Here is a 24742-nt window from a genome sequence, read left to right on the forward strand (position 1 = left end):
GTATGTCAATCCAGGAAAATCTCCGCTCAATAAAATCCTCCTTAGCGAAGGAAGTCACATTAGTGGCCGTTTCAAAGACCAAACCTATTGATGATATCATGGAAGCCTATAATGCAGGGCAACGCATATTTGGTGAAAACAAGGTGCAAGAAATGGTAAAGAAATGGGAGCAATTACCCAAAGATATTCAATGGCATATGATTGGACATTTACAACGGAATAAGGTCAAGTATATGGCTGAATTTGTTGATTTAGTTCACGGTGTTGACAGTTTAAGATTACTTAAAGAAATTAATAAGAATGGTGCGAAACATAACAGAAAAATAGGTTGCTTACTACAAATGCACATTGCAGAGGAGGACACAAAATTTGGTTTAGATCAAGAAGAATTAAACGACTTAATTGCGTCAGACGAATTCCAAGCCATGCAGTATATAGAAATTAGAGGGTTGATGGGCATGGCAACTTTTACAAATAATACCGATCAAATTCGTAAAGAATTTAAATTTCTAAAATTGTGTTTTGAAGACCTAAGTAAAAAATTGCCTCAAATTTCAATTCTCTCGATGGGTATGAGTGGAGATTATCAACTGGCCATGGAAGAAGGAAGCACTATGGTGCGTATTGGAAGTAGTATCTTTGGGGCGAGAAATTACCAATGATTGTCACAAATTTATTAAGGTGTACGCAGTTTTAGACATTGAAAGTACAGGAGGTAAATACAATGAAGAAGGAATCATGGAAATTGCCATACACCGCTTCGATGGACACTCTGTAACGGACAAATTCATTAGCCTTATAAATCCTGAGCGTGAAATTCAGCCATTTGTTTCAAAATTGACTGGAATAAACAACAAGATGCTCAGAACGGCTCCCAAATTCCATGAAGTCGCTAAAAGAATAATAGAGATTACAGAAGATGTAACTTTAGTTGCCCATAACGCCCAGTTTGATTATCGCATTCTAAGGACTGAATTTAGACGCCTTGGTTATGACTACCAGCGTAAAACGTTGTGTACGGTTGATTTATCCAAACAATTAATGCCTGATGCAGAATCTCATAGTTTAGGAAAATTAGTGCGTTCATTGGGCATTCCAGTTAGCGACCGGCATCGTGCAAATGGAGATGCCATAGCCACATTAAAGTTGTTTAAATTGCTTTTAACCAAAGACTCAGATAAAAAAATAATTAAAGAGGTTATAAGGGCAGAGACCTTGGGGGAACTTTCACAGGTACAACTAGATATCGTTGAAAGCTTGCCAAGTGAAACCGGGGTTTATTATATGCATGATAAGAGAGGTGAGATTATTTTTATTGGCAAAACCAAGAACGTTAAAAAAAGGGTCAATCAACATTTTACCAACGTTGGTGATTTGGCAAGAAAACTTCAAAAAGAAACGAAAAAAGTAACGTTTGAAAAGACCGGTAGTGAATTGATTGCATTACTGAAAGAACAACATGAGATTAAAAAAAATAAACCTCAATACAACAAATCAGGTTCGAAGGGCTTTACCTATGGTATCTATAAAAAAACCGATGAGCATGGAAAGTATCTCCTAAAATCTGAACCTAAAAATGGCCAATCTGAGCGTCTCAGCAGTTTCACTAGTCTCAAGTCCAGTAGGGATTTTTTGCGAAAATTAACTTCAGAGTATGATTTGGAGCAAGAAGAATCCGTAGAGCTTCATAATCAAAAAATCCTCTCCCTTTTCGAAAAATACAGTATCAATAATCGGAATTTAATACTCTTGGATAGAGGTCGTGAATTAGGAGAACAAAGTGCCATCTTAATAAAGCATGGGCAAGTTAAGGGCTATGCCTTTACAGAATTAAATCATCAAGTGAATAGCCCTGAAGTACTTCATAAAATTGCGACACCAATAGAGGATTCAGATGAAAGCACTTATATTGTAGAATCTTTTTTAAGAAAACAGAATCGATTGAAAATGATTCAAGACACGAATTAACAAAGTTGAAAAAAGACGAATCAAATAGAGGCTGGAAACATCGTCTTCATGAGATAATTTATGAAGCAGATACTCCAGCAGGTAAATTCTTTGACATCTTACTTTTTATCCTAATTCTTGTCAGCGTGGTTCTGGTCATGCTTGAAAGCGTTAAGGAAATAGACATCAAGTATCACAACATACTTCTTGTCTGCGAATGGATTGTCACTATTTTTTTTACCATTGAGTACATAGCGAGGATTATAGCCGTCAAGAAACCTTGGAAATACATTTTCAGTTTTTATGGAGTTATTGACTTTTTGTCTACCATACCATTATATGTTTCTTATTTGTTCGCTGGTTCACAAGTTCTACTTGCATTTAGAGCTTTTCGCCTTTTAAGAATTTTCAGGATTTTAAAATTGGTCAAATATATTGGGGAAGCTTCGCAATTAAGGGCTGCATTAATTGCCAGTCGAACTAAAATTGCCGTATTCATTTATGTGGTGTTGATATTGTCAGTTATCATGGGAACAATTATGTACTTAATTGAAAGCGATGAGGCTGGTTTTACAAGTATTCCACGTAGTATCTATTGGACTATTGTGACCTTGACCACTGTTGGTTACGGAGATATAGCACCTCAGACAAATCTTGGACAATTTATTGCTACGGTAATCATGATATTGGGTTATGGAATAATTGCCGTACCCACTGGAATTGTTACTGTAGAATTCTCCAGAGCAGGTAAAGACCAATTAAACAAACGTACGCCAGGATTTGTTCACACAAATACACAAGCGTGCCCGAGTTGTGCTAGCGAAGGCCATAGGGACGACGCAACACATTGTTACAGTTGTGGTGATGCCCTCTAAAAAAAAGCGGTTAATCGCAATAGTAGGGCCAACAGCTATTGGCAAAACCGCCCTGGCCATTAAATTGGCCGAGCATTATCAAACTGAAATCATATCGGCGGATTCCAGACAATTTTTTAAGGAAATGAAAATAGGAACCGCTGTTCCTTCTGAAAGTGAATTGGCCTCAGTCAAACACCATTTCATACAACATAAGAGTATAAATGAAAGCTACTCTGTAGGTGATTTTGAAAGGGAGGCCCTTAGTTTATTGAAAAAGCTGTTTTCGAAATTTGACAATGTTATAATGGTTGGCGGAAGCGGGCTTTATGTAGATGCAGTTACCAATGGCCTTGATAAATTTCCCGAAGTTCCTGATGCTGTTCGTCTTGAATTAATAAAAAAACTGGATTCGGAGGGCTTAGAAAGTCTTCAGAACGAATTAGCTAAAAAAGACCCAGAATACTATCAAAGAGTTGATTTGGAAAATCCACATCGATTAATTCGAGCTTTAGAGGTCTGCGTAGCATCTGGCCAACCTTACTCTTCTTTTTTAAATCAAAATAAGGTGCCTCGAAATTTTGAAACGATTTATATAGGAATCACAGCTGAAAGGGAAATTATCTATGATCGTATTAATCAACGCGTAGATCAAATGATTAAAAACGGTTTGGTCGAAGAGGTTAAAAAACTGTATCCCTACAAAAAACTCAATGCCTTACAGACCGTTGGTTACAAAGAACTATTTCAATTTTTTGATGGAAGGGTAACACAGCAAGGAGCAGTGAAAGAAATCAAAAAAAACACACGCAGATTCGCTAAACGGCAATTGACCTGGTATAGAAAAAAAGATGATATGCTTTGGGTTGATTTTCAAGAATCGTTTGTATCGGTTCATAATAAATTACAATCAAAAATCGAGCATGGATAAAACTATTTTTTACATCATGGGTGTTTCAGGTTGTGGAAAAAGTACAATCGGCAAACTACTGGCCGCTGAATTGGAATTACCTTTTTTTGACGGAGATGATTATCACCCTCAGGAAAACATTAAAAAGATGCAATCTGGCCAAGCTTTGGATGATAATGACCGAAATGGCTGGTTGAAACGTTTGAATACCTTGGCATCGGAACACCATAAAAAAGGCGCTGTTATAGCATGTTCAGCACTTAAGGAAAGATATCGAACAATTCTTTCCCATGAATTAAAAGAAAAGGTTTCATTCATATTTCTCAACGGTACATTTGATGAAATCCATTCGCGGTTAAAAAATCGAAAAGGTCATTTTATGCCAACTGCTTTGTTGCAATCACAGTTTGAAACCTTGGAAATCCCTACAGAAGCCATTGAAGTGCCGGTTTCGCTCGAATTAAAAGAACAATTAAAAATCATCCTTTCCGCATTAAACAAATAAAAAAAGCGGTCTGCAGAATAAACTGATGACCGCTCGGTTTCTAAATTTTGAATAATCTTTTATTTGGTTTCTCCCTCAGTTTTTACAACCAATCGGAAACCTTCGCCGTGAATATTTAAAATCTCTACTACATCATCACGTTTCAAATACTTTCTCAATTTAGCAATATAAACATCCATACTTCTAGAAGTAAAGTAATTGTCATCTCTCCAAATTTTTGTTAGGGCCAATTCTCTTGGCATCAAGTCATTTTCATGTAATGCCAACAAACGAAGTAATTCGTTCTCTTTTGGTGACAATTTAATTGGTTCCTCCTCTAAATACTTCAGAAAACGCAGCTTAGAATTCAAGTGGAAATTACCTATTTGAAATTCAAATTGTTTACTATCGGCTAACGTATTTGACGCTTTACGTTGAATAATGGCCTTTAGTTTCATTAAAAGGACTTCTGAATCGAAAGGTTTGTTTAAGTAATCATCAGCACCTGCCTTATATCCTTTCAACACATCCTCTTTCATTGTCTTAGCTGTTAGAAATATGATTGGAACGTTCTCGTTCTTTTCTCGTATCTCTTTTGCCAAGGTGAAACCATCTTTATAGGGCATCATTACATCTAAAATACAGACGTCGTAATTATCTTTTTTGAACTTCTCAAAGCCTTCCATTCCATTTTTCGCCAAAACAACATCGAAGTTGTTCATCTGCAAATAATCCTTCAATACGATTCCGAAATTTGGATCGTCCTCTACTAACAGTATTTTCTTGTTCTCAGTTTCCATAGATTTTTAAATTAAGGGTAGCTTTATGAAAAAAGTGCTTCCTTTTCCTTTTTCACTTTCAGCATAGACCTCACCCTGGTGATCATCGACTATTCGTTTTACGTAGGCAAGACCTAAGCCGTGCCCCTTGACATTATGTATATTCCCGGTATGTTCCCGGTAAAATTTTTCAAATACTTTCTTTAAAACTGCCTTGCTCATACCCGCCCCTCGATCCTGAATCTTTACTACGATATGGTTTTTGACCACTTCGGTAAAAACATCAATTTTAGGAGCTTCCGGAGAATACTTCACAGCATTATCCATGATATTTACAAGTACATTGGTAAAATGCATATCATTGGCCAACACTTCATCACGTTCAGCTTCTAGGTGCGTATTTATATATCCACCTCTATCTTGTACAATTAGCTCAACATGGGAAATGGCGTCATTTACAATGTCGTGAACACGCACCCTATCCTTACTAATATCAAGCTGATTCTTTTCTAATTTCGATATTCGGAGAACATTTTCTACCTGAGCATGCATACGTTTGTTCTCGTCTCGAATCATACCCAAATACCTTAATACCTTATCCTTGTCGTCTATGGAAGCAGGATTTCTGATTGCTTCAACTGCAAGGTTTATGGTGGCTATTGGCGTTTTAAATTCGTGAGTCATATTATTGATAATATCCGATTTGATTTCAGAAATCTGCTTCTGTTTTATCAATTGATAAATCGCGCTGGAATAGGCTACAACTATCACTAAAGTGAACGCAAGCGACAGAACTGCCATTCCCAAGATACTTCTCAGTAAAAATTTCTTTTTCTCAGGGAAAGACATTAACAATGAAAAGTTGGTATTGCCCTCACTATCTCTAAATATGGGCATTTTATACATGGTGGTTTTACCAAATTTGAATCGTTTCGATTTTATTTTGGTTGGGAAACCTCGGCTGTAAACTCCATATTCATAGCCTATATCAATACCATGGTCATCCAATTCTTGACTTATCAAAAGTTCAAGTTCTTGAGTACTAACCCTCTGATGTATGGGTTGTCTCTTGGCTGATTCTAAAAACACATCTTCTATAGCCAATTTATCGATTTTCGATAAGCCGCCTATCTTCTCTAATTTTTGAATTGGGGTCAAAGCATATTGCTTACCGTCAAGTCCATATTCCTCTTTTAGAACAGTTGTGGTGCGCTTACTCGTAAAATTGGTTACAGTTGTAGTGTCTGCATTACCATCGTTGTCAAAGAACAATGATGAAACATCATAATCTTCTTCTAGTATTCCATGGGAATAGAACGTTCTCTCGTCAGAACTGATATCGCGTTCAACAAAAAGAAACTCTCTTATTTGAGTGGCTTTTGGCTGGCCAGCACTGTCTATTGCTTCTACCAACCTATCTGAATACTCCTGAAGCTCCCTGCGTTCTACCCTATCCACCACCTTCGCCAGAACATCCTTAACTGTTGTCTTGAACTGTTCTTCTTTGTCGTCTACGGATTTTTGTATCCAATAAACTTGTACAAAGATTATCCCAACTAGGGAAAGGCTCATCAAAATGACTAGAAGAACAAAAAGTTTTCTGTTCATCGGTGTAAAATTAGAAATTTAACATTTAGACGTTTTTGCGTTTAACCTAACCTTAACAAAAATGTTAAAATCTTGATTTATCCAACCTGATTTAACAATAATTGGTGTATTTCTACAACTCTTTCTTTCGTCAATGTAAGGTCTACATTTTCAACCAAGAAGTCCGATTTTGGAATCTTTTCTTCATCCGATAGTTGATTTTCCATGCGTGACAACACTGCTTCCTTAGCTACATCATCTCGCTGAACCACCCTGTTTATACGTAATTCAAGAGGTGCGGTAACCAATATTATTCTATGATAAGAAGCTTGCATTTGATTCTCAAAAATCAAAGCTGTCTCTTGAATAACGTATGGAGAATCTTGATTTTCGACCCATTTTTCAAAATGGGCACGAACTGCAGGGTGTACAATTTTGTTTAACTTTTCCAGTAATTTTTTATCATAGAAGACTTTAGATGCAAGGAAAGTGCGGTTTAGTTTACCTCCTTCATATGCCATCTTTCCAAACAATGAAATAATCGCTTTTTTTACCTTGGCATCATCGTTCATTAAGTTTTTTGCTTCTTTATCAGAATCGTAAATGGGAACACCCAACTCATTGAACATCTGAGCAACCGTGCTCTTACCACTTCCAATACCACCTGTTAAACCGACAATCATTTTGGTTCTAATACAAATTTTACCTCATTTTCCAGGAGTCGTAGAGCAATAGTGTTTTTGGGTTTTTGTTCAATTGTAAGTCTTAATGCGTTTTGATTCGTTACTATTGAATCATAAACTGCAACGACTTTAAAATCACTTTCAGTTAATTTTCTCAAATCATCCTCCCCTGCTTTACACAGTAATGAAACAGTTTTAGGAAAAACCCTTAAATCATATCCTTTTGGTGTATTTTTTACTTCAATGGGCAGTTCAAAGACTTTTTCTGAAAACTTTACAACATTCCCTGAAACCAATACAGCACTTTTCAATATCTCGCTGGATGAAAAATTTTCAGGTTTTGCTATTAAAAGTTTTTGACTAAAATTTTCAGAGACTTCTCTTAAAGTGAATTCAACTGTTTCAATGACATTAATATTTTCAATTTCACTTGCAGGGCCTTTTATCATTATGCTATCTGGTTCAACTCTTAATGAACCTAATAAAACGTAATTCTGAACTAAATCCAGTCCCAATTTTGGTTTGACCTTAACTTTTTTAGCTTGTACTTGGTAAAGATCAAAAAAAACAGAATCTGGTTGAAGGCTTAAAATTTCGGCATTCGAAAATCGACGTTCCCATTGGTTTTTTAGTTTTCCATTGGTTAGATAATAGCCTGCATTGTTTTTAGAAATGGAACTCAGATTGACCTTCTCGCTTTTTTCCCCAATCTGCATACCCAATAATTTAAAACCACTCGCTTTCAATCTAAGATTGACCCTTTGGGTACTTTCATTTTTGAGCAACAAGCTATCAGGAAATTTTGTCGGAATCAAAGTGACCTCAATCCAAGAGTCATAGGTTTGAGATAGCTTACTAATACTCCATGAAACAAATGAAAAAATCAAAAACACAAAGAATACCTTCAGTTTTTTTTGATCTAGATTTTGAATGAAGTTTCTAAACATTTGTTCCTATTTCTTAAAGAATAGTTTTGGAAACAATACTTCTGGTTCTCCTCCTTTAAAAGTAAGCAAGAAAGTAGATTTTAAAAACCCCTTTCCATAACCATAAAATTGAATAATCGATGCATAAACAGACCAAAATGCAATTTTCAAACTTTTGTTTTTAACTAAGGAATCAAGAAACAGAAGAATAAAATAGGCCAAATACAACAGCAATGGCAAATACCACTTAATTAATAGTACAGCAATTGAAGCCAAAAAGCCAACAACAAAGAGAGTTGGAAACCAGTAAGTGAGTTTTTTGGTTGATGGGTGCCAATGATTAAGAATTGGTCGAACCATACCGAATTTATTGACTTGAACTTTAAATTTATTCCAATCAATTCTTCGCTTGTGGTAAACAAAGGCGTTTGGGAAAAGTCTGGTTTCATAACCTGCATCCCAAATACGGAAAGTTAAATCAGGGTCTTCTCCAGGGTGTATGTTTCCGAATCCATTGGTTTTAGAGAAGGCTTCCTTAGAAATACCCATATTAAAACTTCTTGGTTGAAATTTACCTACCGCAGTCTTTTTACCACGAATACCCCCTGTAGTAAAAATTGAGGTCATCGCATAATTTATTGCTTTTTGTACATCTGAAAATGAATCATGAGCCGCATCCGGACCTCCAAAACAATGAACAAAATTCGATTGAAGTTCTTTCTCAACTTCGGCAAGATAATTCTTGGGTAAAATACAATCGGAGTCCAACACCAAGAAATAATTGCCCTTTGCATTTCGCATTCCAAAATTTCTGGAATCACCTGGACCGGAATTCTCCTTAAAGTAATATGCTATTTGTAACCTATCAGCGTATCTTTCAACAACAGCTTGTGAATCTTTATCTGACCCATCTTCAATAATAACTATCTCGAATTCTTTATCTATGGTTTGGTGTAATAAACTATCTAGTAGCTCGTCAACTTCATCTGGCCTGTTATAAACCGGAACAATAAAAGAATAGCTGATATCCTCCATACTTAATAATACGAAAGCCACCCAGACTATGGATGGCTCTACTTTTTATTCTTTTCTACGATTTTTATGAAAACTCGTCAATCACTTCTTGGCTAACTCCTGTATTTGAGAATCCGCCATCGTGAAATAAGTTTTGCATCGTAACCTTTTTGGTTAAATCTGAGAATAACGAGACCGTATAATTGGCACAATCATCAGCCGTGGCATTGCCCAGAGGTGACATTTTTTCCGCATAACTTATAAAACCGTCAAATCCTTTAACACCTTGTCCTGCAGTAGTTGGAGTCGGTGATTGTGAAATGGTATTTACACGAACTTTCTTCTCTTTTCCAAAGAAATAACCAAAACTTCTAGCCACCGATTCCAAATAAGCCTTATTATCAGCCATATCATTGTAATCAGGAAAAGTTCTTTGAGCTGCCATGTATGTTAAGGCCACAATACTACCCCATTCATTCATGGCATCAGCCTTAAACAAAGTCTGCATTACTTTATGAAATGACAAAGCCGAAACATCCCAGCCTTTAGCCGTAAAATCATATTTTTCGTCTGTGTAGTGTCGGCCTTTCCGAACATTTATTGACATTCCTATAGAATGGAGCACAAAATCCAATTTACCTCCTAAAACCTCCATGGACTGAGTTACCAGATTGTGAAGATCTTCTTCATTTGTAGCATCAGCAGGAATAATCTCAGAACCTGTTTTTTCGGCCAATGTTTTTATTTGGCCCATTCGCATTGCAATTGGGGCGTTTGTCAAAACAAATTTACCTCCTTGTTCATGGACCCGTTCAGCGGTTTTCCAGGCGATTGAATTTTCATCCAATGCACCGAAGATGATTCCTTTTTTGCCTTCTAATAAACTATTTGCCATTTTCAATTGTTCTTTTACGCGCCCAAAGATAATGAAATGCCCTGACCAAGAATTCCAAAAAACAGGCGTTTAGATTTGTTCGCAAAACTGAAAAAACTAACTGTTGGATGTCAAAAGTTCCTTAGCGTGATTTATGGCAGTGGCTGAAAACTGACTGCCACCAAGCATTTCAGCTAGCTCAGTGATGCGCTCTTCCTCTTTTAGCAATTTTAAATAAGTTGATGTGGAATTTGAGTCTTCCTCTTTGAATACCTTGTATTGTTGTTTTCCCTGCGCTGCCACTTGAGGTAAATGGGTTATCGAAAAAACCTGCATCGATTTTCCCATCTTTTTCATTATGGCCCCCATTCTACCTGATATCTCGCCAGAAACCCCTGTGTCAATTTCATCGAACATCAAGGTCGGCAGCTTATCATATTCTGCCAAAATTGATTTAATCACAAGCATTATTCTGGATAATTCACCGCCTGAAGCTACTTTTTTCAGCTCACCAAAGTCTGAGCCTTTGTTCGCAGCAAATAAAAAACTTAAATCGTCTTTACCATTTTGCCTGAACTCAGGTGATTCATTCAATTCAATATTGAATTTTGCTGCTGACATACCCAGGTTTGCCAGTTCGCTCTCTAAAGATCTACCAAGTGTAGGAATAATTTCTCGGCGTGCCTTTCGAATTGAAATTGAGATTTTATTCAACTCCTCTTCTTGATTAGCTACACTATTCGATTTTGCTTCAATTTTTGAATCAATATTCAATGAATGATCAACCTTCTTTTCAAGATCTCTTTTAATCTCAATTAATTCTTCAATAGAGGTAGTCTGGTGTTTTTTAAGCAAATCATGTAGCAAACTCAATTGGCTATTCACTTGTTCCAATCGTTGAGGGTCGGGTTCCACCCCTTCACCCAATCGTTCTAAATCAGAAGCAATATCATCAAATTCAATAGTAACTGAATTTACCCTTTCAAGAATGGCCTCATAATCCTTATTCAACCCAGCTATCTTTGTTAAAGCCTGTTTGAGTTGTAATATTTGAACTAAAATGCCATGATTCTCTTCTTGTGACAATTGATTGCCCAAAGCAAGTTGTTCTAAAATAATTTCAACATTATTTAATTGGTCGTACTCTTGTTCGAGTAATTCTTGAATCCCTGGTTTTAGATTGGCAGCTTGTAATTCCTCCAGCAAAAAACTATTGTAATCCAATTCCTTTTTTGCCGTTTCTTGTTGCGCTAATAGTAAGTCTAGCTCTCTTTTTTCTTTTTTGAATTGACTCAGTTTGGATTCAAAATCTGAAAGGAGCTTTCCGTTGTTGGCATAGGCATCAAGCACCTTCATCTGAAATTGATTATCTGTCAACAATAAAGTCTGATGTTGTGAATGAATATCCACCAAGCGCCCACCCAATTCTGATAGCACATTTAATGTGACAGGAGAATCATTAATGAATGCCCGGGATTTTCCACTGGGTAGAATTTCACGCCTTAAAAGCGTTTGAATTTCAAAATCCAACTCATTTTCGGAGAAAAAACTTTTTAATTGATAATCTTCAATTGAAAACTCAGCTTCAACAACACATTTTTTATCCTTATCACGAAGTGAAGAAGAATCGGCTCTTTTGCCCAAAACCAATGATAGCGCATCTAATAGAATAGACTTCCCTGCCCCAGTTTCACCTGTAATAGTGCTAAAACCACTTTCAAAACTGGTTTCAAGTTCTTCGATTAATGCGTAATTTTTTATTGTAAGCTGGGTAAGCATGTTGTCCTATTCGGAAGGCAAATATAGGACTCGTATTGAAATCAGTTAGTATTTAATCTGATTCCAAACCGTAGAATAGAAAGGAGCTACTTTATTAAGGCTCTCTTTAAGTTTTACAACGTCAATTTTAGGGCCATCTGAAAAAATATTCTGGATTTCCTCGCTTTTGGCATCAAAAAATGTTTGTATTAAAAACGCGTTGGGCCTTCTTTTAACAAGACTTTCAAAAAGGCGAATGCTACCGGCCACAATCTGTTTTCCAGTACTATTGTTGTCAGCCATTACATCCAAGCCTTTACGGTGGTAGTTGTACATTGCCAAGCGATATTCCCGAAAGGTGTTAGACAACAAATTGTCAATCAATTCATATCTTGTTCGTTCCCCAGTCTCTTGAGCCCATCCCTGATTTCCAGAACTTTGAGCTTGGGTTACTATATTCCTGGCCTTTTCAAAATACTCGTCACCGCCCTGAAGGGTAAATGTGTCTGCATCCAAGCCCAAAATAACGTAGATATAGTATGTTACAACACCTACTAAATTCGAATCAAAAGAGTTTGGATTGTACACTAATGGTTCAAATTCTTGATACCGAAAATTAAATGCATTGTCTTTGTAATTGAATATTGGACTTTCGTAAGAAGTATTAAAAACTGGTCGCGAAGATTGAATTTGAATATTGGCTTCGAAACGATCGGATTCGTAGTTACTCACCGTAATGAACATGCTACAATTTATTCTTTCGTTTTCTTCAAAAACGCGATCACTCCACTTGGTCTTATTTACGTAATCATTTAAAGAACTTTCTAGAGTCTTGAATATTTGTTGATTGGTTTGGTTTACCTGTCCAGAATTCACCACAATTCTACATTCCAACTCCTGACCAAACAAACGAACTGAACTAAATAAAATAAGGTAAACGAAAATGAAATTACGCATGTGTTCTGGCAATTATTTCTGCCCAAATATCTGAGGCAACCTCTGCTTTGGACTTAAGTTCAAACGTTTTTTCACTTAATTTCTTATCAAGAAAGGTTATTTTATTAGTACTCCTGCCAAATCCTGCACCTTCATCTTCAAGCGTATTTAATACTATTGCATCAAGGTTCTTCTTTTTCAACTTCGCCTTCGCATTTTCAATTGCATTATTGGTCTCCAGCGCAAATCCGACTAAAAATTGATTTTCCTTTTCTTGACCAAGGGAAAGTAAAATGTCTTTTGTTCGTTCAAGCTCTAGTTTGAAATCGTTCCCTGGTTGTTTTTTAAGTTTCTGATTTGAAGGATTTTTAGGGCGGTAATCAGCAACGGCAGCAGCACTAATAACAAAATCCATCATTTTAAAATGTTCATGAGCAGCCTGATACATTTCTTCCGCTGTCTCAACATTGACCAAGCGAATATTAGAATGGGTAATTGACAAATTAGTAGGTCCGGAAACCAACACCACATCAGCTCCTAAATCCGCAGCACATTTTGCCAATTCGTACCCCATGGTTCCTGTGGATCTATTTCCTAAAAACCGAACTGGATCTAGGGCTTCGTAGGTCGGCCCAGCGGTTATAAGAACCTTTTTCGTTGACAATGGCAACCCTGTTGATAGGTGGTTTTCAATAAATGTAATTATATGCTCAGGTTCGGCCATTCGCCCTTCGCCACTAAGACCACTTGCAAGTTCTCCAGATTCAGCAGGAATCATGACATTCCCAAATTTTTGAAGTTTTTCGAATGAATTTTTTGTGGTTGGATGTTTAAACATATCCAAATCCATAGCGGGGGCAAAGTAAACTGGACATTTTGCGGAAAGATAGGTCGCCATTAATAAGTTGTCGCAAGTACCATTCGCCATTTTGGACAAGCTATTCGCTGTAGCAGGCGCAACTATCATCAAATCGGCCCAAAGACCCAATTCAACGTGGTTATTCCAAGAAATTGTGCCGTCTTCTTGGTTCACAAAATCCATCATAACAGGATTTTTGGATAACGTTGAAAGCGTAAGTGGGGAAACAAAAGAGCTGGCGCTTTCCGTCAAAACAATTTTGACTGCTGCACCAGCTTTAATCAATAAACGAACAAGAAATGTTGTTTTGTAGGCAGCAATCCCTCCGGTAATCCCCAAAAGGATGTTTTTTCCGCCTAGCATACTATTCTGTATCTCGCTCCGTATTTCTGTAGTAAATTTTGTCATCCATCCATTCCTGAACGGCTAAAGCGTGTGGCTTCGGAAGCTTTTCGTAAAACTTGGAAACTTCTATTTGTTCTTTGTTTTCAAAAACTTCTTCTAAGCTATCACTATAGGTTGCGAACTCCTCCAATTTCTCCAATAGCTCTTTCTTAATTTCAGAGTTAATCTGAACCGCTCGTTTTGAAGCTATAGAAATGGCCTCATAGATATTATCCGTTTTTTCGTCAAATTCATTTTTGTTATGAGTGACTGTAGAAACGTGAGCTTTGGTGTTTTTTAAATCCTGCATCTATTTGTAATATTTATTTTGTTATTCCATCCTTTACTTCAACTTCCTTTTGGAGTTTTTTCAAAAGATTATCTGCTTGCTTTTTATATTCTGATTCTGGATACGATTTTAGTAATGCCTTGTACGCATCCATGGCATTCTCAACACGCTCTTGCTTTTTACTGTAAGTACTGTTAAAAGCTAAATTCGATAGCGCCACTAGTCTTTGGTATAAAGCATCTTCCTTGTAAATGGTTCCGGGATTCTCCGAAACAAAATTTTCTAAGGCAGTACCTGCTGCAACATTAAAATCGAGGAGATACAACTCTCCCAGTTTTGCATACTGCTTACCAATTTCAAACTGTTTTTTTTGTTTTTTCCTGGCCAACTCTTGTGCCAATGCATTTGCTTCTTCAAAATATTCCGATTCCGGATACGTATTGATAAAAACCTGAAGCTTACTAAGTGCCTTTTCGGTATCTGTCTGATCTAAAGAATACTTTGGTGAGAGTTGGTAATAACTTTTAGCTTCTAGAAATGAGGCTTCTTGAAGTTTATCACTATTCGGATAGGAACGGATAAATCTTTCAAATTGATAACCTGCCAAATAAAAACTTTTTGTTTGGTAATAGGAATTGGCAAAGAAGAACATTACGCGTTCACCTTGGGGTTTACCGGCATATTTCGGAGCTATTTGTTCGAACAGACGTTTAGCCCTAGTATAATCCCCTTCATTATAGTACTTCTCCGCTAACTCATATTTAGCTTTGACATCGGTATTCTTGAGTACTTTTTGGTACTCGTTACATGAAGTCAGTAGAAGTAATAGGAGTAAAATTGGAAAAGTTATCGCCCTCATTTTCAAAAACATTCGGCAAAATTATAAATTATCACTGAATTACTAAAATCGAAAATGCTCATAAATGGGCACAGTTCAAAGAAGTGTCCTGATTTTTGGGCGAAGTTTAACGTTAGGCCTCTACCCTATCCTGCCTATTGAGAAAGCTTCCGATTTTGGATTTAAGAACTCGACTGGCAGGAACCAATGGTAAACGAACACCACCCGTACAAAGCCCAAGGTGTTCAAAAATTGATTTAATCCCTGCAGGATTTCCCTCTTCAAAAATCAGGTGCATTCCGTCCAGCATAGCTTGATGAAGTTCGTACGCAGATTCAGAGTTTCCGTTCAATGCGTAAGAAATCATACTCGAAAATTGATTAGGAAGTCCTTGACCTAGAACTGAAATTACCCCAGAACCACCAGCCAATACTGTGCTCAAGGCTGTAAAATCGTCACCAGAAATGATATGAAAATCTTCAGGTTTACCTTGCATCAGCTTATCTATTTGAATAGGGTCGGCACAAGCCTCCTTTATAGCGATAATGTTCTTAAAATCGCGTGCTAAATGAATTGTAGTTTCCGGCAACATGTTACTGCCTGTTCTTGATGGAACATTGTATAGAATGATTGGTAGTGGAGAAGCTTCAGAAATTGCTTTAAAATGTTGATATATCCCTTCTTGAGTAGGCTTATTGTACGCTGGAGAAACTGATAAAATGGCTTGGTAATCCAAAAAGTCAATTGACTTCAAATCCTCAACAACTGCGTGGGTATTGTTTCCACCCACACCAACTACTAAGGGCAATCGCCCCGCGTTTACCAAAGATACGGTCCGCATTACCAGTTCCTTTTCATCTTTATTTAAGGTTACAGACTCCGCTGTAGTTCCTAAAACAACAAGATAATCGATACCACCGGCAATATTGAATTCTACTATTTCTTGAAGTGCCTGAACATCAATTGACAAATCCTCCTTAAAAGGCGTTACCAATGCCACGCCAGTGCCTATAAAACAATCCATTACTATATTTCTTTCAGAATTTTTAGATACTTCTTTAATTCTGCTTGAAAGGTTTTAATGTCGCCCAATTGACAGTCAAAAATTAAATCGTTCATTAGATTATCTGCTTCCACTAATCCAACTCTTAACCTAGCATTGACCTTAACCGACATTAACTTAAGAACAAGTCTATCTGCGGTGTAGTAGTTAATCAAAACATCATAATTACGACCTGCAAATTCTGAAAAATCACCATTCTCAATTGACCCGTTCCAACCCAAATCTTTTTCCACAACAAAAGGAATCGAGAACATTCCTGCCTTGTCTTCAGATTTTTTATAACCAATGATATTGATGGCATTGGGTTTTAAACCCAACTCTTTTACTAAGGCATTAAAAGCCTCGGCATTTTTAAATGAGTCCATATCAACAATACAGGCAATGCTGGAAATTCCTTTTTTTTCAGAGAACGGTTTGGGCCTGTTAAGTTCATCTTCGAGATATTTTTGTCCCGACTTGACCTTGAATTTATCCTGAATTGAGCGAAAAATCATTCGAAAATGTATTTTCACAAATGTAGACAATCCCCTTACAAGCTACTGCGAAATTATTTCAAACAGTTTGTTGAAAAAATATATGGTTTGTTATAAATACAACAAACAGAAGCGTGTCGGAGTTCTTATGGACGACTATTTGGAACAGAAATAACCCAGTAGTTGCTCAAATTCCATTTCTAAAGCACCCTTACAAAATGGTCTATCGGCCTGTCGGTACCAATAGCTCGCATTCCATTCATCACCTTCCTTTCGATGCAAATAAGCATGAATCCATTTTGAATCCGAATCAACCTCTTGATCTACCAATTCATGGGCCTTTTTCCAATCTCCTTTGGCATCGAACCAAAGTGATTTTAAGTGTAAGTTGAAATTACTTGGCGGTAGGTTACCTTCTAAACTTTCCTCGAAATGAGCTCTATCTAAATTCATACCAGAAATATTAAGGGCGTAGCCAATTATCAGGATTCAAATAAAACATCTTTTTCCAGCCCTGCACGGCCTCACCATCTCTCAACCAAAAATAAGGAAACGGACTAGTGATGCTGTAATGTAAATGTGGAGGTGTAAATTTAGCATTTCCGGTATTACCCACGGTACCAATGGTTGTTCCGAGCGAAATTGGCTGCATCGGAAAAGCATTTATTTCATCTAAATGGGCATAGTAGTGAAATCGCCATTTAGGACCTAAAACCATAACAGAATTACCACCTTTACCCGAATTCTCGGCAGTATAAATAACCAACCCATGGGTAGCAGAGATAACTGGCTTTCCCTTTTTAGCAAAAATATCGATACCCTTATGCGTTATTGAACTCCCCCACGGATAGGCCCAAAACGAATCTTTTGACCAACTCTGGGTATTTGCCCCGACTACTGGAATTATCATTTTTTGGGGAAGCAAAAAACCAATTAGTAAAACCGCCAACGGCAACCAAAACCATTTTTTAAAATAGCGGTATCGAACCAAAAAAGCGAATACGCTCAATAGCAAATACCAAAATCTTCTGGTTGTGTTGGTTATCATCGCTTTTTCTATTTTAGCATCAATGATACAAAACCTCAATTTGATGCAAACCAGAATCTTCATCCTGCTTCTATTTTTTGTGATTTCACTTTCTCAATTATTTGGGCAAGAAGTTGAGGACGAAACAGTGGACTATAGTAACCTTAACAATTGGGCCGCCCACCCCGATAAAAAAGATAACGCAGACAGAATACCCGGAACGGAATTCACTGCTAAGAAGAATTTAGACGCAGATGTTTTTTTCATTCATCCAACAATTTATTCTGAGAAAGATGATTCACTCCCATGGAATCCTCGCATCGACGATGCTGAGTTGAACAAAAAAGTAGATGAGAGCACCATACTTTTTCAAGCGAGTGCTTTTAATGGTGCAGGAAGGGTATTTGCCCCACGTTATAGACAGGCTCATTTAAGGAGTTATTCCACGTCAAATAAAGAGGCAGCCAAAAAAGCCTTTGCATTGGCTTACGAGGATGTCAAAAATGCTTTTGAACACTATTTAACTTATTACAACCATGGCAGGCCTTTTATTATAGCCTCGCATAGTCAAGGCACAACACATGCTGGTCCATTAATTCGTGAGCTTATCGACGCTTCGCCATTACAAAACAAATTGGTTGCTGCTTATTTAATTGGCATGCCTGTACCTAAAGACTATTTCAAAACTATTCGCCCTTGCGAAAGCCCAAATTCGTTGCATTGCAGTATTTCTTGGCGAACTTTCAAACGTGATCATTTACCTGATAACAGGCCACTGGGCGATTCTATTTTGGTGACCAATCCACTGAGTTGGAAGACGGACACCACCTACGTAGCCAAAAGTGAGAACAAGGGGGCAGTTCTTCGCAATTTCGATAAAATTTTATTACAACGAGTTGATGCCCAAGTACATAATGGCGTATTATGGGCAAAAAAACCTCGATTCCCTTGGAGTTTTCTGTTTCGCCAAAAAAACTATCACATTGCCGATATAAATTTTTATTACGGTAATATCCGGCAGAATGCCAAGGATCGCGTGCGAACTTTTCTTGAACGCTATTGAACCATGGTTAAAAAATCCTTCTCTGAAATAATTGGAACGCCATTGGCTTCTGCTTTGGTTCGTTTACTTGGCCCCATGTTTTCGCCAGCAACTAAGTAGGAAGTCTTTGAGGATACTGAAGAAGCGACTTTACCGCCATTATCTTCAATTAACTTTTTAAGTTCATTTCTGCTAATAGTTTGAAATACCCCGGAAACCACAAAGGTCTTCCCTTTTAAGGTGTCTGATTGATTCTGTAGTTGTTCTTCAGACAGGGAAAATTGTAATCCATATGTTTTAAGGCGTTCCACCAATTCCCGGTTTTTTTCTTCGCTGAAAAACTGAACCACACTTTCTGCGATTCGACCCCCTATTTCATCAACAGCGACCAATTCTTCTTCTGAAGCTGCCATTAGGGTATCAATGTTTTTATAAGCTTTTGCCAATTTTTTAGCAACCGTTTCGCCCACATAACGAATACCAAGGGCGAACAAAACTCGCTCGAACGGAATACCTTTTGAAGCAGCTACACCCTTGACCAAATTCACTGCAGACTTTTCAGCCATACGCTCCAGAGGAATAATTTGCTCCTTGGTCAAGGTGTACAAATCTGCATAGTTTTTAATCAGTCCTTCTTTAAACAACAACTCAACGGTCTCTCCTCCAAGCCCTTCGATATCCATTGCCTTTCGGGAAATAAAATGTTGAATGCGTCCGGTAATTTGTGGTGGACAACCGACATCATTGGGACAAAAATGTTGGGCTTCCCCTTCTTTTCGAATTAATTCCGTACCGCATTCAGGACAACATCCAATGTATTCTGTGGGGGTCAGTCCGGCAGGTCGTTTTGATAAGTCTACCGAAATAATTTTTGGAATTATCTCCCCCCCTTTTTCTACAAAAACCGTATCCCCTTCTCGCACATCCAATTTCGCGATTTGGTCAGCATTATGAAGTGAAGCACGTTTTACAGTTGTTCCCGCTAACAAAACAGGTTCTAAGTTGGCTACTGGGGTAATCGCTCCTGTACGGCCCACTTGATAGGTAATTTCATTCAAAACCGTCGAAACCTGTTCTGCTTTGAATTTATAGGCCATAGCCCAGCGAGGAGCTTTTGCCGTATACCCCAATTCTTCTTGATGCTGCAGGTTGTTGACTTTTATAACAACACCATCGGTTTCATAGGGCAAGTCATGGCGGTGGATATCCCAATACTGAACAAACTTCAATACCTCATCAATCGATTTGGCCAATTTTGATACGGGCGGAACTTTAAATCCCCATGACCTAGCCTTTTCCAACACCTCGAATTGCGTTTGTAATCCAGAAGCTCCCGCAAGACTATATAGCAAACATTCCAAAGGTCTTTTAGCAACAATAGAGCTGTCTTGCAATTTCAAACTACCCGAAGCGGTATTTCGAGGGTTCATATAGGGTTCCTCACCATTTTCCAATCGTTCCTTATTCATTTTTGCGAAACCTTCCAAGGTCAAAATAATTTCACCTCGTATATCAAATTTAGATGGATAGTCCCCTTTTAACTTCAAGGGGATTGTATTTATGGTCTTGATATTTGTAGTCACCAAATCACCCTGAAATCCATCGCCCCGCGTTACCGCTCTAGAAAGCTCACCGTTTTCATACGTAAGGCTTATCGAAGCTCCGTCATATTTTAGTTCACAGACAAATTCAACAGGTACATCTCCCAAAATACGTTGTATGCGCTTTTCCCAATCTTCCAGATCTTCTTTTGAATACGAATTATCAAGGGAATACATACGATGTTCATGAACTACAGTTTCAAAGTTTTTAGTGACTTCACCTCCAACTCGCAACGTTGGTGAATTAGAATCGTAAAATTCTGGATGGGCCTCTTCCAATTTTTGAAGCTCCTTTAACTTCATATCAAAATCATAATCGGATATGGAAGGAGTATCCAATACGTAATATTTGTAATTGTGTTCTCTCAGCTCTTCCCTTAGTGATTCTATTCTTTCCTTAATCTGCATTGTAGTTTGAGGATTATTTAAGTTTGGTCCTTGTCCATCCATTTGGGAACACCATGACCTTCGTAATTGTTCATTTTTGTAAGCAGTCGTTTTATGTCATCATCAATCAAAACCATAAATCGGTTTTCGTTACTCAAAAATCGGTTTTCTACCATTTTGTCCATCATCTTGATAAGAGGATTATAAAAACCGTTGGTGTTCAAAATACCCATTGGTTTTTGATGTAAACCTAATTGCCCCCAGGTCAACATTTCGAAAAATTCCTCAAATGTTCCAAACCCTCCTGGAAGCATTAGTACCCCATCAGAAAGATTATGCATTTGAAGTTTTCGGTCATGCATGGTATCCACCAAAATTAACTCTGTAAGTCCGGTATGATGCACTTCTTTTGCCTTCAAAAAATTTGGGATAATCCCTATAACTTTTCCTTTATGTTCCAATGCACCTTGAGCAAGTATTCCCATCAGTCCCACCTTTCCTCCGCCATATACTAGTTTTATGTTATTCTCAGCTAAATGGGCCCCGGTATAACGGACAGCTTCTATAATCTCTTCATCCTTCCCAGGACTACTCCCACAAAACACGGCAATGCTCTTCAATTTTTACTTATTAGGCTTCTAAGGTCGAATGCCTTTTAACATTCGAAAATTACCAAAAATATCCTGCTTCAATTCAGTACTTGTAAAATCATTATCCACTAATAATTGTTTAGTTTCCTTGCTTAGGTACTGATTGATTTCTAAGTACAAGCACCCTCTTCTATTTAAGTGTTCTAAAGCAAAATCAACAATCGCATTATAAAACTTCAATGGGTTTTCATTCGGAACAAAAAGTGCTTGTTGCGGTTCGTATGACTTTACATTGTTTTTCATTTCCTTTTTTTCGAGCTCACGAACATATGGTGGATTGGAAATTATCACATCAAAATTCAAGTCAGTGTTAAGGTCCAGAATGTCCGCATGAAAAAACTCAATTTCAACATTGTTGAGTTCAGCATTTTCCCTAGCTATTTTTAACGCTGCTTCAGAAACATCGAGTGCTTGAACTTTTGCATTGGGCAATTCTTTGGCTAAGGCGATTGCGATACACCCACTACCAGTTCCAATATCAAGAATATTGATATCGGTTTGTTGACTCCTAAAATCATCGATTACCCAAGAAACCAATTCTTCAGTTTCAGGTCGGGGTATAAGAACACTTGGGTCTACTTTTAACTTAAAGTCCAGAAAATAAGTTTCCCCCAATATATACTGTAAGGGTTCTTCTTGCTTAAGCCGTGACAATCCATCAAAGAGTGGAGTTTCTTCTTCCTTGCTCAGCGTAAGTTCAGGATTTAAAACCAAGACAAAACGTTCTAAACCCAGATAGTGTTCGAGCATATTGTAGAAAAAAGAATCCACTTCCGTTTTGGGGAAAAGAGCATCCAATTCATTATGGAAAATGTTTTTGATATCTCGCAACAGCATTTTAATAAACTTCTACTTTTGCAGCGTGAATATAGACCATAAATACATGCTTCGTGCAATTGAATTGGGCAAAAAAGCGATAAGTTTTGCGGCCCCAAATCCCATGGTTGGTTGTGTGATAGTTCACAATGACAGAATAATTGGAGAAGGTTTCACCAGTGCTTATGGTGGGCCGCACGCAGAAGTCAATGCCATTAACTCTGTTAATGATAAATCAATTTTAGAAAAAGCCACGCTGTATGTGACTTTGGAACCTTGTTCGCATTTTGGTAAAACACCACCTTGTGCAAATCTCATTGCAAAACACAAAATACCTAAGGTAGTAATTGGATTAGTAGACCCAAACACAAAAGTATCTGGCGCTGGGATTAAAAAACTCCGAGATTCAGGCAGTGTAGTGGTTGTTGGTGTATTGGAAGATGAGTGTCGTGAACATCACAAGCGCTTTTTGACGTTTCAAGAAAAAAAGAGACCATATGTAATCTTAAAATGGGCAGAATCACAAGACGGATTTATCGCTCCAGATAAAATAAAACGTGACGAAGCGCCCCAACCCTACTGGATTACCAATTCCATATCCAGGCAACTGGTACACAAATGGAGAAGTGAGGAAATGGCCATTCTCGTTGGAACGAATACTGTTTTCGCCGATAATCCAAAATTGAATGTTCGAAGCTGGAAAGGTCGTTCCTCCATTCGAGTGGTTTTGGATAGGGAACTTAAAATTCCAATTGAATTTTTTATATATGATGGTTCTGTAAAAACAATTGTCGTAACAGAATCAAAATCGCATTTCTCAAAGGAAAATACAATCTTCGAGTTCGCAGAATTTGGTGCGAATTTAGCTGCATCTATTTGTGAAATCTTATACAAACACAACATCAATAGTCTACTGGTTGAGGGAGGTCAACAAACTTTACAAACCTTTATTAATGAAGATATTTGGGATGAGGCCTATATATTTAAAGGAGAAAATTCTTTTGAAGCTGGAATAGCTGCACCTACCGTTTCTGGTTGCATTGTGGCAAAACAAAAAATTCTGGAAGACGGTTTAACCTTACTTACAAAATGATAAAAAACATCATCTTTGATTTTGGGGATGTATTCATCAATCTTGATAAACCGGCCACTTTTCGCGAGATGCAGAAGTTTGGATTAACTGCTGTGACTCCTGAGTTGGACATACTTTGCAAGAATTATGAAAAGGGGCTCATTAGTTCAACATCGTTCTTGAATGAAACGTCGGCAATGTTCCCTCAAGCTTCAAAACAAGAATTGACAAATGCTTGGAACGCCATTCTTTTAGATTTTCCAAGTCATCGATTGGACTTTATTGAAAGTATAGCAGCACAAGAACCCTACAGGCTATTTCTATTGAGTAACACCAATGAACTACATATAGATTTTGTGCGAAAAAAAATGGGAGAAGAAGATTTTACTCGTTTTAAAAACCTCTTTGAAAAATTCTATTTATCACATGAAATTCACATGCGAAAACCTGATAGGGAAATTTTTGATTTTGTGCTGGACGAAAATGAATTGAATCCGGTTGAAACCTTATTGGTCGATGATACAGTGGAAAATATTGAAACGGCTTTACGTTTAAAAATTAATTGCTGGCATATAAAAGTGGGCAAGGAAGATGTTGTTCAACTAAAAGAACATTTATAATGTTGGATCTAATACTGAGCGTATTATGCTCCAGTCTCATTTTTGTGGTATTCAAATTATTCGACACCTACAAAGTACAGACATTGTTTGCCATAGTAACCAATTACGTGGTTGCTTGTGTCTCTGGAATCGTATATAATCCAAATCCATACAACATATCTGAGCTACCTTCAGAAAAATGGTTTTATGGTACTGTTGGCCTTGGGATATTATTCATTGTCATTTTTAATGTGATGGCGAAATCATCACAAATCAATGGTGTGGGCGTTACCTCGGTAGCAACAAAAATGTCGTTTGTTATACCAGTCATTTTCGCAGTTTTCTATTACAAAGACGTTTTGAACACATGGCAAATCATCGGGGTATTATTAGCTATAGGGGCGGTTTACCTTACTTCATTAAAAAAACAAGGACTTCAATTGAAAAACGGTGCCCTTTGGTTACCTTTTGTGGTTTTCTTGGGTTCCGGAATTATCGACACGGCCATTAAGTTTTTTCAAGAAGACTATCTGACAGATAGTGAGTTTGCAGTCTTTTCTTCTACGGTTTTCGGTTCTGCTGCAATGACCGGCTTTATTTACATTGGCGTAAATAGCTTCAAAAAACCTTTAAAACTAAATTTTAGAAATATTCTTGGTGGTATAGCATTAGGCATACCAAACTACTTTTCTATTTTCTTTTTACTTCGTGCTTTGAACAGTGAGAATTTGAACACTACTTCCGTTTTTACCATAAATAATGTTGCCATTGTGCTATTCTCCACACTCCTCGGAATTTTATTATTCAAAGAGAAATTAATCCTTAATAATTGGCTTGGAGTCCTGTTATCCGTTTTAAGTATTTTAATGGTAGCACTATTATAAACTTTC

Annotated in this window: 27 protein-coding genes; 9 read left to right on the forward strand and 18 right to left on the reverse strand. The window is 37.4% G+C overall.

Annotated features, from left to right (window positions below):
* Nucleotides 1–2 precede the first annotated feature (2 nt).
* From HCU67_RS11380 to HCU67_RS11400, 5 genes are read left to right on the forward strand one after another with little or no spacing between them, the layout of a single operon-like run.
* Nucleotides 3–662 (forward strand): YggS family pyridoxal phosphate-dependent enzyme, encoded by a 660-nt coding sequence (locus HCU67_RS11380; RefSeq protein WP_168552740.1) that lies wholly within the window; start codon nucleotides 3–5, stop codon nucleotides 660–662.
* Between the two features lie 19 nt (nucleotides 663–681).
* Nucleotides 682–1968, forward strand: a complete 1287-nt coding sequence (locus tag HCU67_RS11385; RefSeq protein ID WP_168552741.1) for an exonuclease domain-containing protein — start codon at nucleotides 682–684, stop codon at nucleotides 1966–1968.
* A 5-nt stretch (nucleotides 1969–1973) separates the two neighbouring features.
* Nucleotides 1974–2822 (forward strand): ion transporter, encoded by an 849-nt coding sequence (locus HCU67_RS11390; protein ID WP_168552742.1) that lies wholly within the window; start codon nucleotides 1974–1976, stop codon nucleotides 2820–2822.
* Nucleotides 2812–3732, forward strand: coding sequence for a tRNA (adenosine(37)-N6)-dimethylallyltransferase MiaA (miaA, locus tag HCU67_RS11395; RefSeq protein ID WP_168552743.1), 921 nt, complete (start codon nucleotides 2812–2814; stop codon nucleotides 3730–3732). Before HCU67_RS11390 ends, miaA begins: the two co-directional genes overlap by 11 nt.
* On the forward strand, nucleotides 3725–4216 hold the full coding sequence (locus HCU67_RS11400) for a gluconokinase (protein WP_168552744.1): 492 nt from the start codon (nucleotides 3725–3727) through the stop codon (nucleotides 4214–4216). Before miaA ends, HCU67_RS11400 begins: the two co-directional genes overlap by 8 nt.
* A 59-nt stretch (nucleotides 4217–4275) precedes the next feature.
* Here HCU67_RS11400 and HCU67_RS11405 read toward each other — a convergent pair whose 3' ends face one another.
* The 15 genes from HCU67_RS11405 to HCU67_RS11475 form a co-directional block, all read right to left on the reverse strand.
* On the reverse strand, nucleotides 4276–4995 hold the full coding sequence (locus HCU67_RS11405) for a response regulator transcription factor (protein ID WP_168552745.1): 720 nt from the start codon (nucleotides 4993–4995) through the stop codon (nucleotides 4276–4278).
* A gap of 6 nt (nucleotides 4996–5001) precedes the next feature.
* Nucleotides 5002–6582 (reverse strand): sensor histidine kinase, encoded by a 1581-nt coding sequence (locus HCU67_RS11410; protein WP_168552746.1) that lies wholly within the window; start codon nucleotides 6580–6582, stop codon nucleotides 5002–5004.
* Between the two features lie 77 nt (nucleotides 6583–6659).
* Entirely contained in the window at nucleotides 6660–7244 is a 585-nt protein-coding gene (gene coaE / locus HCU67_RS11415) for a dephospho-CoA kinase (RefSeq protein WP_168552747.1), read from the reverse strand.
* Nucleotides 7241–8191 carry a CdaR family protein gene (locus tag HCU67_RS11420; RefSeq protein WP_168552748.1) on the reverse strand — a complete coding sequence of 317 codons (951 nt, stop codon included), beginning with the start codon at nucleotides 8189–8191 and terminating at the stop codon, nucleotides 7241–7243. The genes coaE and HCU67_RS11420 overlap by 4 nt, the downstream gene beginning before the upstream one ends.
* A gap of 6 nt (nucleotides 8192–8197) precedes the next feature.
* Nucleotides 8198–9205 carry a glycosyltransferase family 2 protein gene (locus tag HCU67_RS11425; protein WP_168553499.1) on the reverse strand — a complete coding sequence of 336 codons (1008 nt, stop codon included), beginning with the start codon at nucleotides 9203–9205 and terminating at the stop codon, nucleotides 8198–8200.
* Between the two features lie 64 nt (nucleotides 9206–9269).
* Entirely contained in the window at nucleotides 9270–10079 is an 810-nt protein-coding gene (locus HCU67_RS11430) for an enoyl-ACP reductase FabI (protein ID WP_168552749.1), read from the reverse strand.
* Between the two features lie 96 nt (nucleotides 10080–10175).
* Nucleotides 10176–11837, reverse strand: a complete 1662-nt coding sequence (gene recN, locus HCU67_RS11435) for a DNA repair protein RecN (protein WP_168552750.1) — start codon at nucleotides 11835–11837, stop codon at nucleotides 10176–10178.
* 45 nt (nucleotides 11838–11882) lie between these two features.
* Nucleotides 11883–12773 (reverse strand): type IX secretion system protein PorD, encoded by an 891-nt coding sequence (porD, locus tag HCU67_RS11440; RefSeq protein WP_168552751.1) that lies wholly within the window; start codon nucleotides 12771–12773, stop codon nucleotides 11883–11885.
* Nucleotides 12766–13974, reverse strand: coding sequence for a bifunctional phosphopantothenoylcysteine decarboxylase/phosphopantothenate--cysteine ligase CoaBC (gene coaBC, locus HCU67_RS11445; RefSeq protein ID WP_168552752.1), 1209 nt, complete (start codon nucleotides 13972–13974; stop codon nucleotides 12766–12768). Before coaBC ends, porD begins: the two co-directional genes overlap by 8 nt.
* 1 nt (nucleotide 13975) lies before the next feature.
* Nucleotides 13976–14305 (reverse strand): DNA-directed RNA polymerase subunit omega, encoded by a 330-nt coding sequence (locus HCU67_RS11450; protein WP_168552753.1) that lies wholly within the window; start codon nucleotides 14303–14305, stop codon nucleotides 13976–13978.
* Nucleotides 14306–14318: 13 nt separating this feature from the next.
* Complete coding sequence (locus HCU67_RS11455; RefSeq protein WP_246865767.1) at nucleotides 14319–15143, reverse strand: outer membrane protein assembly factor BamD; 825 nt, start codon at nucleotides 15141–15143, stop codon at nucleotides 14319–14321.
* Between the two features lie 112 nt (nucleotides 15144–15255).
* Complete coding sequence (dapA, locus tag HCU67_RS11460; protein WP_168552755.1) at nucleotides 15256–16146, reverse strand: 4-hydroxy-tetrahydrodipicolinate synthase; 891 nt, start codon at nucleotides 16144–16146, stop codon at nucleotides 15256–15258.
* 2 nt (nucleotides 16147–16148) lie between these two features.
* Nucleotides 16149–16679 (reverse strand): DUF6913 domain-containing protein, encoded by a 531-nt coding sequence (locus HCU67_RS11465; protein WP_168552756.1) that lies wholly within the window; start codon nucleotides 16677–16679, stop codon nucleotides 16149–16151.
* Nucleotides 16680–16814: 135 nt separating this feature from the next.
* The gene (locus tag HCU67_RS11470) at nucleotides 16815–17111 is read right to left on the reverse strand and encodes a hypothetical protein (RefSeq protein ID WP_168552757.1); all 297 of its coding nucleotides are present in this window, start codon (nucleotides 17109–17111) and stop codon (nucleotides 16815–16817) included.
* 10 nt (nucleotides 17112–17121) lie between these two features.
* On the reverse strand, nucleotides 17122–17706 hold the full coding sequence (locus HCU67_RS11475) for a M23 family metallopeptidase (RefSeq protein WP_168552758.1): 585 nt from the start codon (nucleotides 17704–17706) through the stop codon (nucleotides 17122–17124).
* Between the two features lie 43 nt (nucleotides 17707–17749).
* On the opposite strand from HCU67_RS11475, the gene HCU67_RS11480 reads away from it, so the two are divergent.
* On the forward strand, nucleotides 17750–18748 hold the full coding sequence (locus HCU67_RS11480; protein ID WP_168552759.1) for a DUF3089 domain-containing protein: 999 nt from the start codon (nucleotides 17750–17752) through the stop codon (nucleotides 18746–18748).
* Here HCU67_RS11480 and ligA read toward each other — a convergent pair.
* The 3 genes from ligA to prmC are packed head-to-tail and all read right to left on the reverse strand — an operon-like array spanning nucleotide 18742 to nucleotide 22202.
* Nucleotides 18742–20736, reverse strand: coding sequence for an NAD-dependent DNA ligase LigA (gene ligA / locus HCU67_RS11485; RefSeq protein WP_168552760.1), 1995 nt, complete (start codon nucleotides 20734–20736; stop codon nucleotides 18742–18744). The genes HCU67_RS11480 and ligA overlap by 7 nt on opposite strands.
* A 17-nt stretch (nucleotides 20737–20753) precedes the next feature.
* Entirely contained in the window at nucleotides 20754–21335 is a 582-nt protein-coding gene (locus HCU67_RS16640; protein ID WP_246865768.1) for an LOG family protein, read from the reverse strand.
* Between the two features lie 18 nt (nucleotides 21336–21353).
* Nucleotides 21354–22202 carry a peptide chain release factor N(5)-glutamine methyltransferase gene (gene prmC, locus HCU67_RS16645; protein WP_246865769.1) on the reverse strand — a complete coding sequence of 283 codons (849 nt, stop codon included), beginning with the start codon at nucleotides 22200–22202 and terminating at the stop codon, nucleotides 21354–21356.
* Nucleotides 22203–22227: 25 nt separating this feature from the next.
* On the opposite strand from prmC, the gene ribD reads away from it, so the two are divergent.
* From ribD to HCU67_RS11505, 3 genes are read left to right on the forward strand one after another with little or no spacing between them, the layout of a single operon-like run.
* Nucleotides 22228–23274 (forward strand): bifunctional diaminohydroxyphosphoribosylaminopyrimidine deaminase/5-amino-6-(5-phosphoribosylamino)uracil reductase RibD, encoded by a 1047-nt coding sequence (ribD, locus tag HCU67_RS11495; protein WP_345890711.1) that lies wholly within the window; start codon nucleotides 22228–22230, stop codon nucleotides 23272–23274.
* The gene (locus tag HCU67_RS11500) at nucleotides 23271–23873 is read left to right on the forward strand and encodes an HAD-IA family hydrolase (protein WP_168552761.1); all 603 of its coding nucleotides are present in this window, start codon (nucleotides 23271–23273) and stop codon (nucleotides 23871–23873) included. Before ribD ends, HCU67_RS11500 begins: the two co-directional genes overlap by 4 nt.
* The gene (locus HCU67_RS11505) at nucleotides 23873–24736 is read left to right on the forward strand and encodes a DMT family transporter (protein WP_168552762.1); all 864 of its coding nucleotides are present in this window, start codon (nucleotides 23873–23875) and stop codon (nucleotides 24734–24736) included. The genes HCU67_RS11500 and HCU67_RS11505 overlap by 1 nt, the downstream gene beginning before the upstream one ends.
* The last annotated feature ends 6 nt before the right edge of the window (nucleotides 24737–24742 follow it).

The organism is Croceivirga thetidis, from assembly GCF_012272815.1.
GTDB classification, from domain to species: Bacteria; Bacteroidota; Bacteroidia; order Flavobacteriales; family Flavobacteriaceae; genus Croceivirga; species Croceivirga thetidis.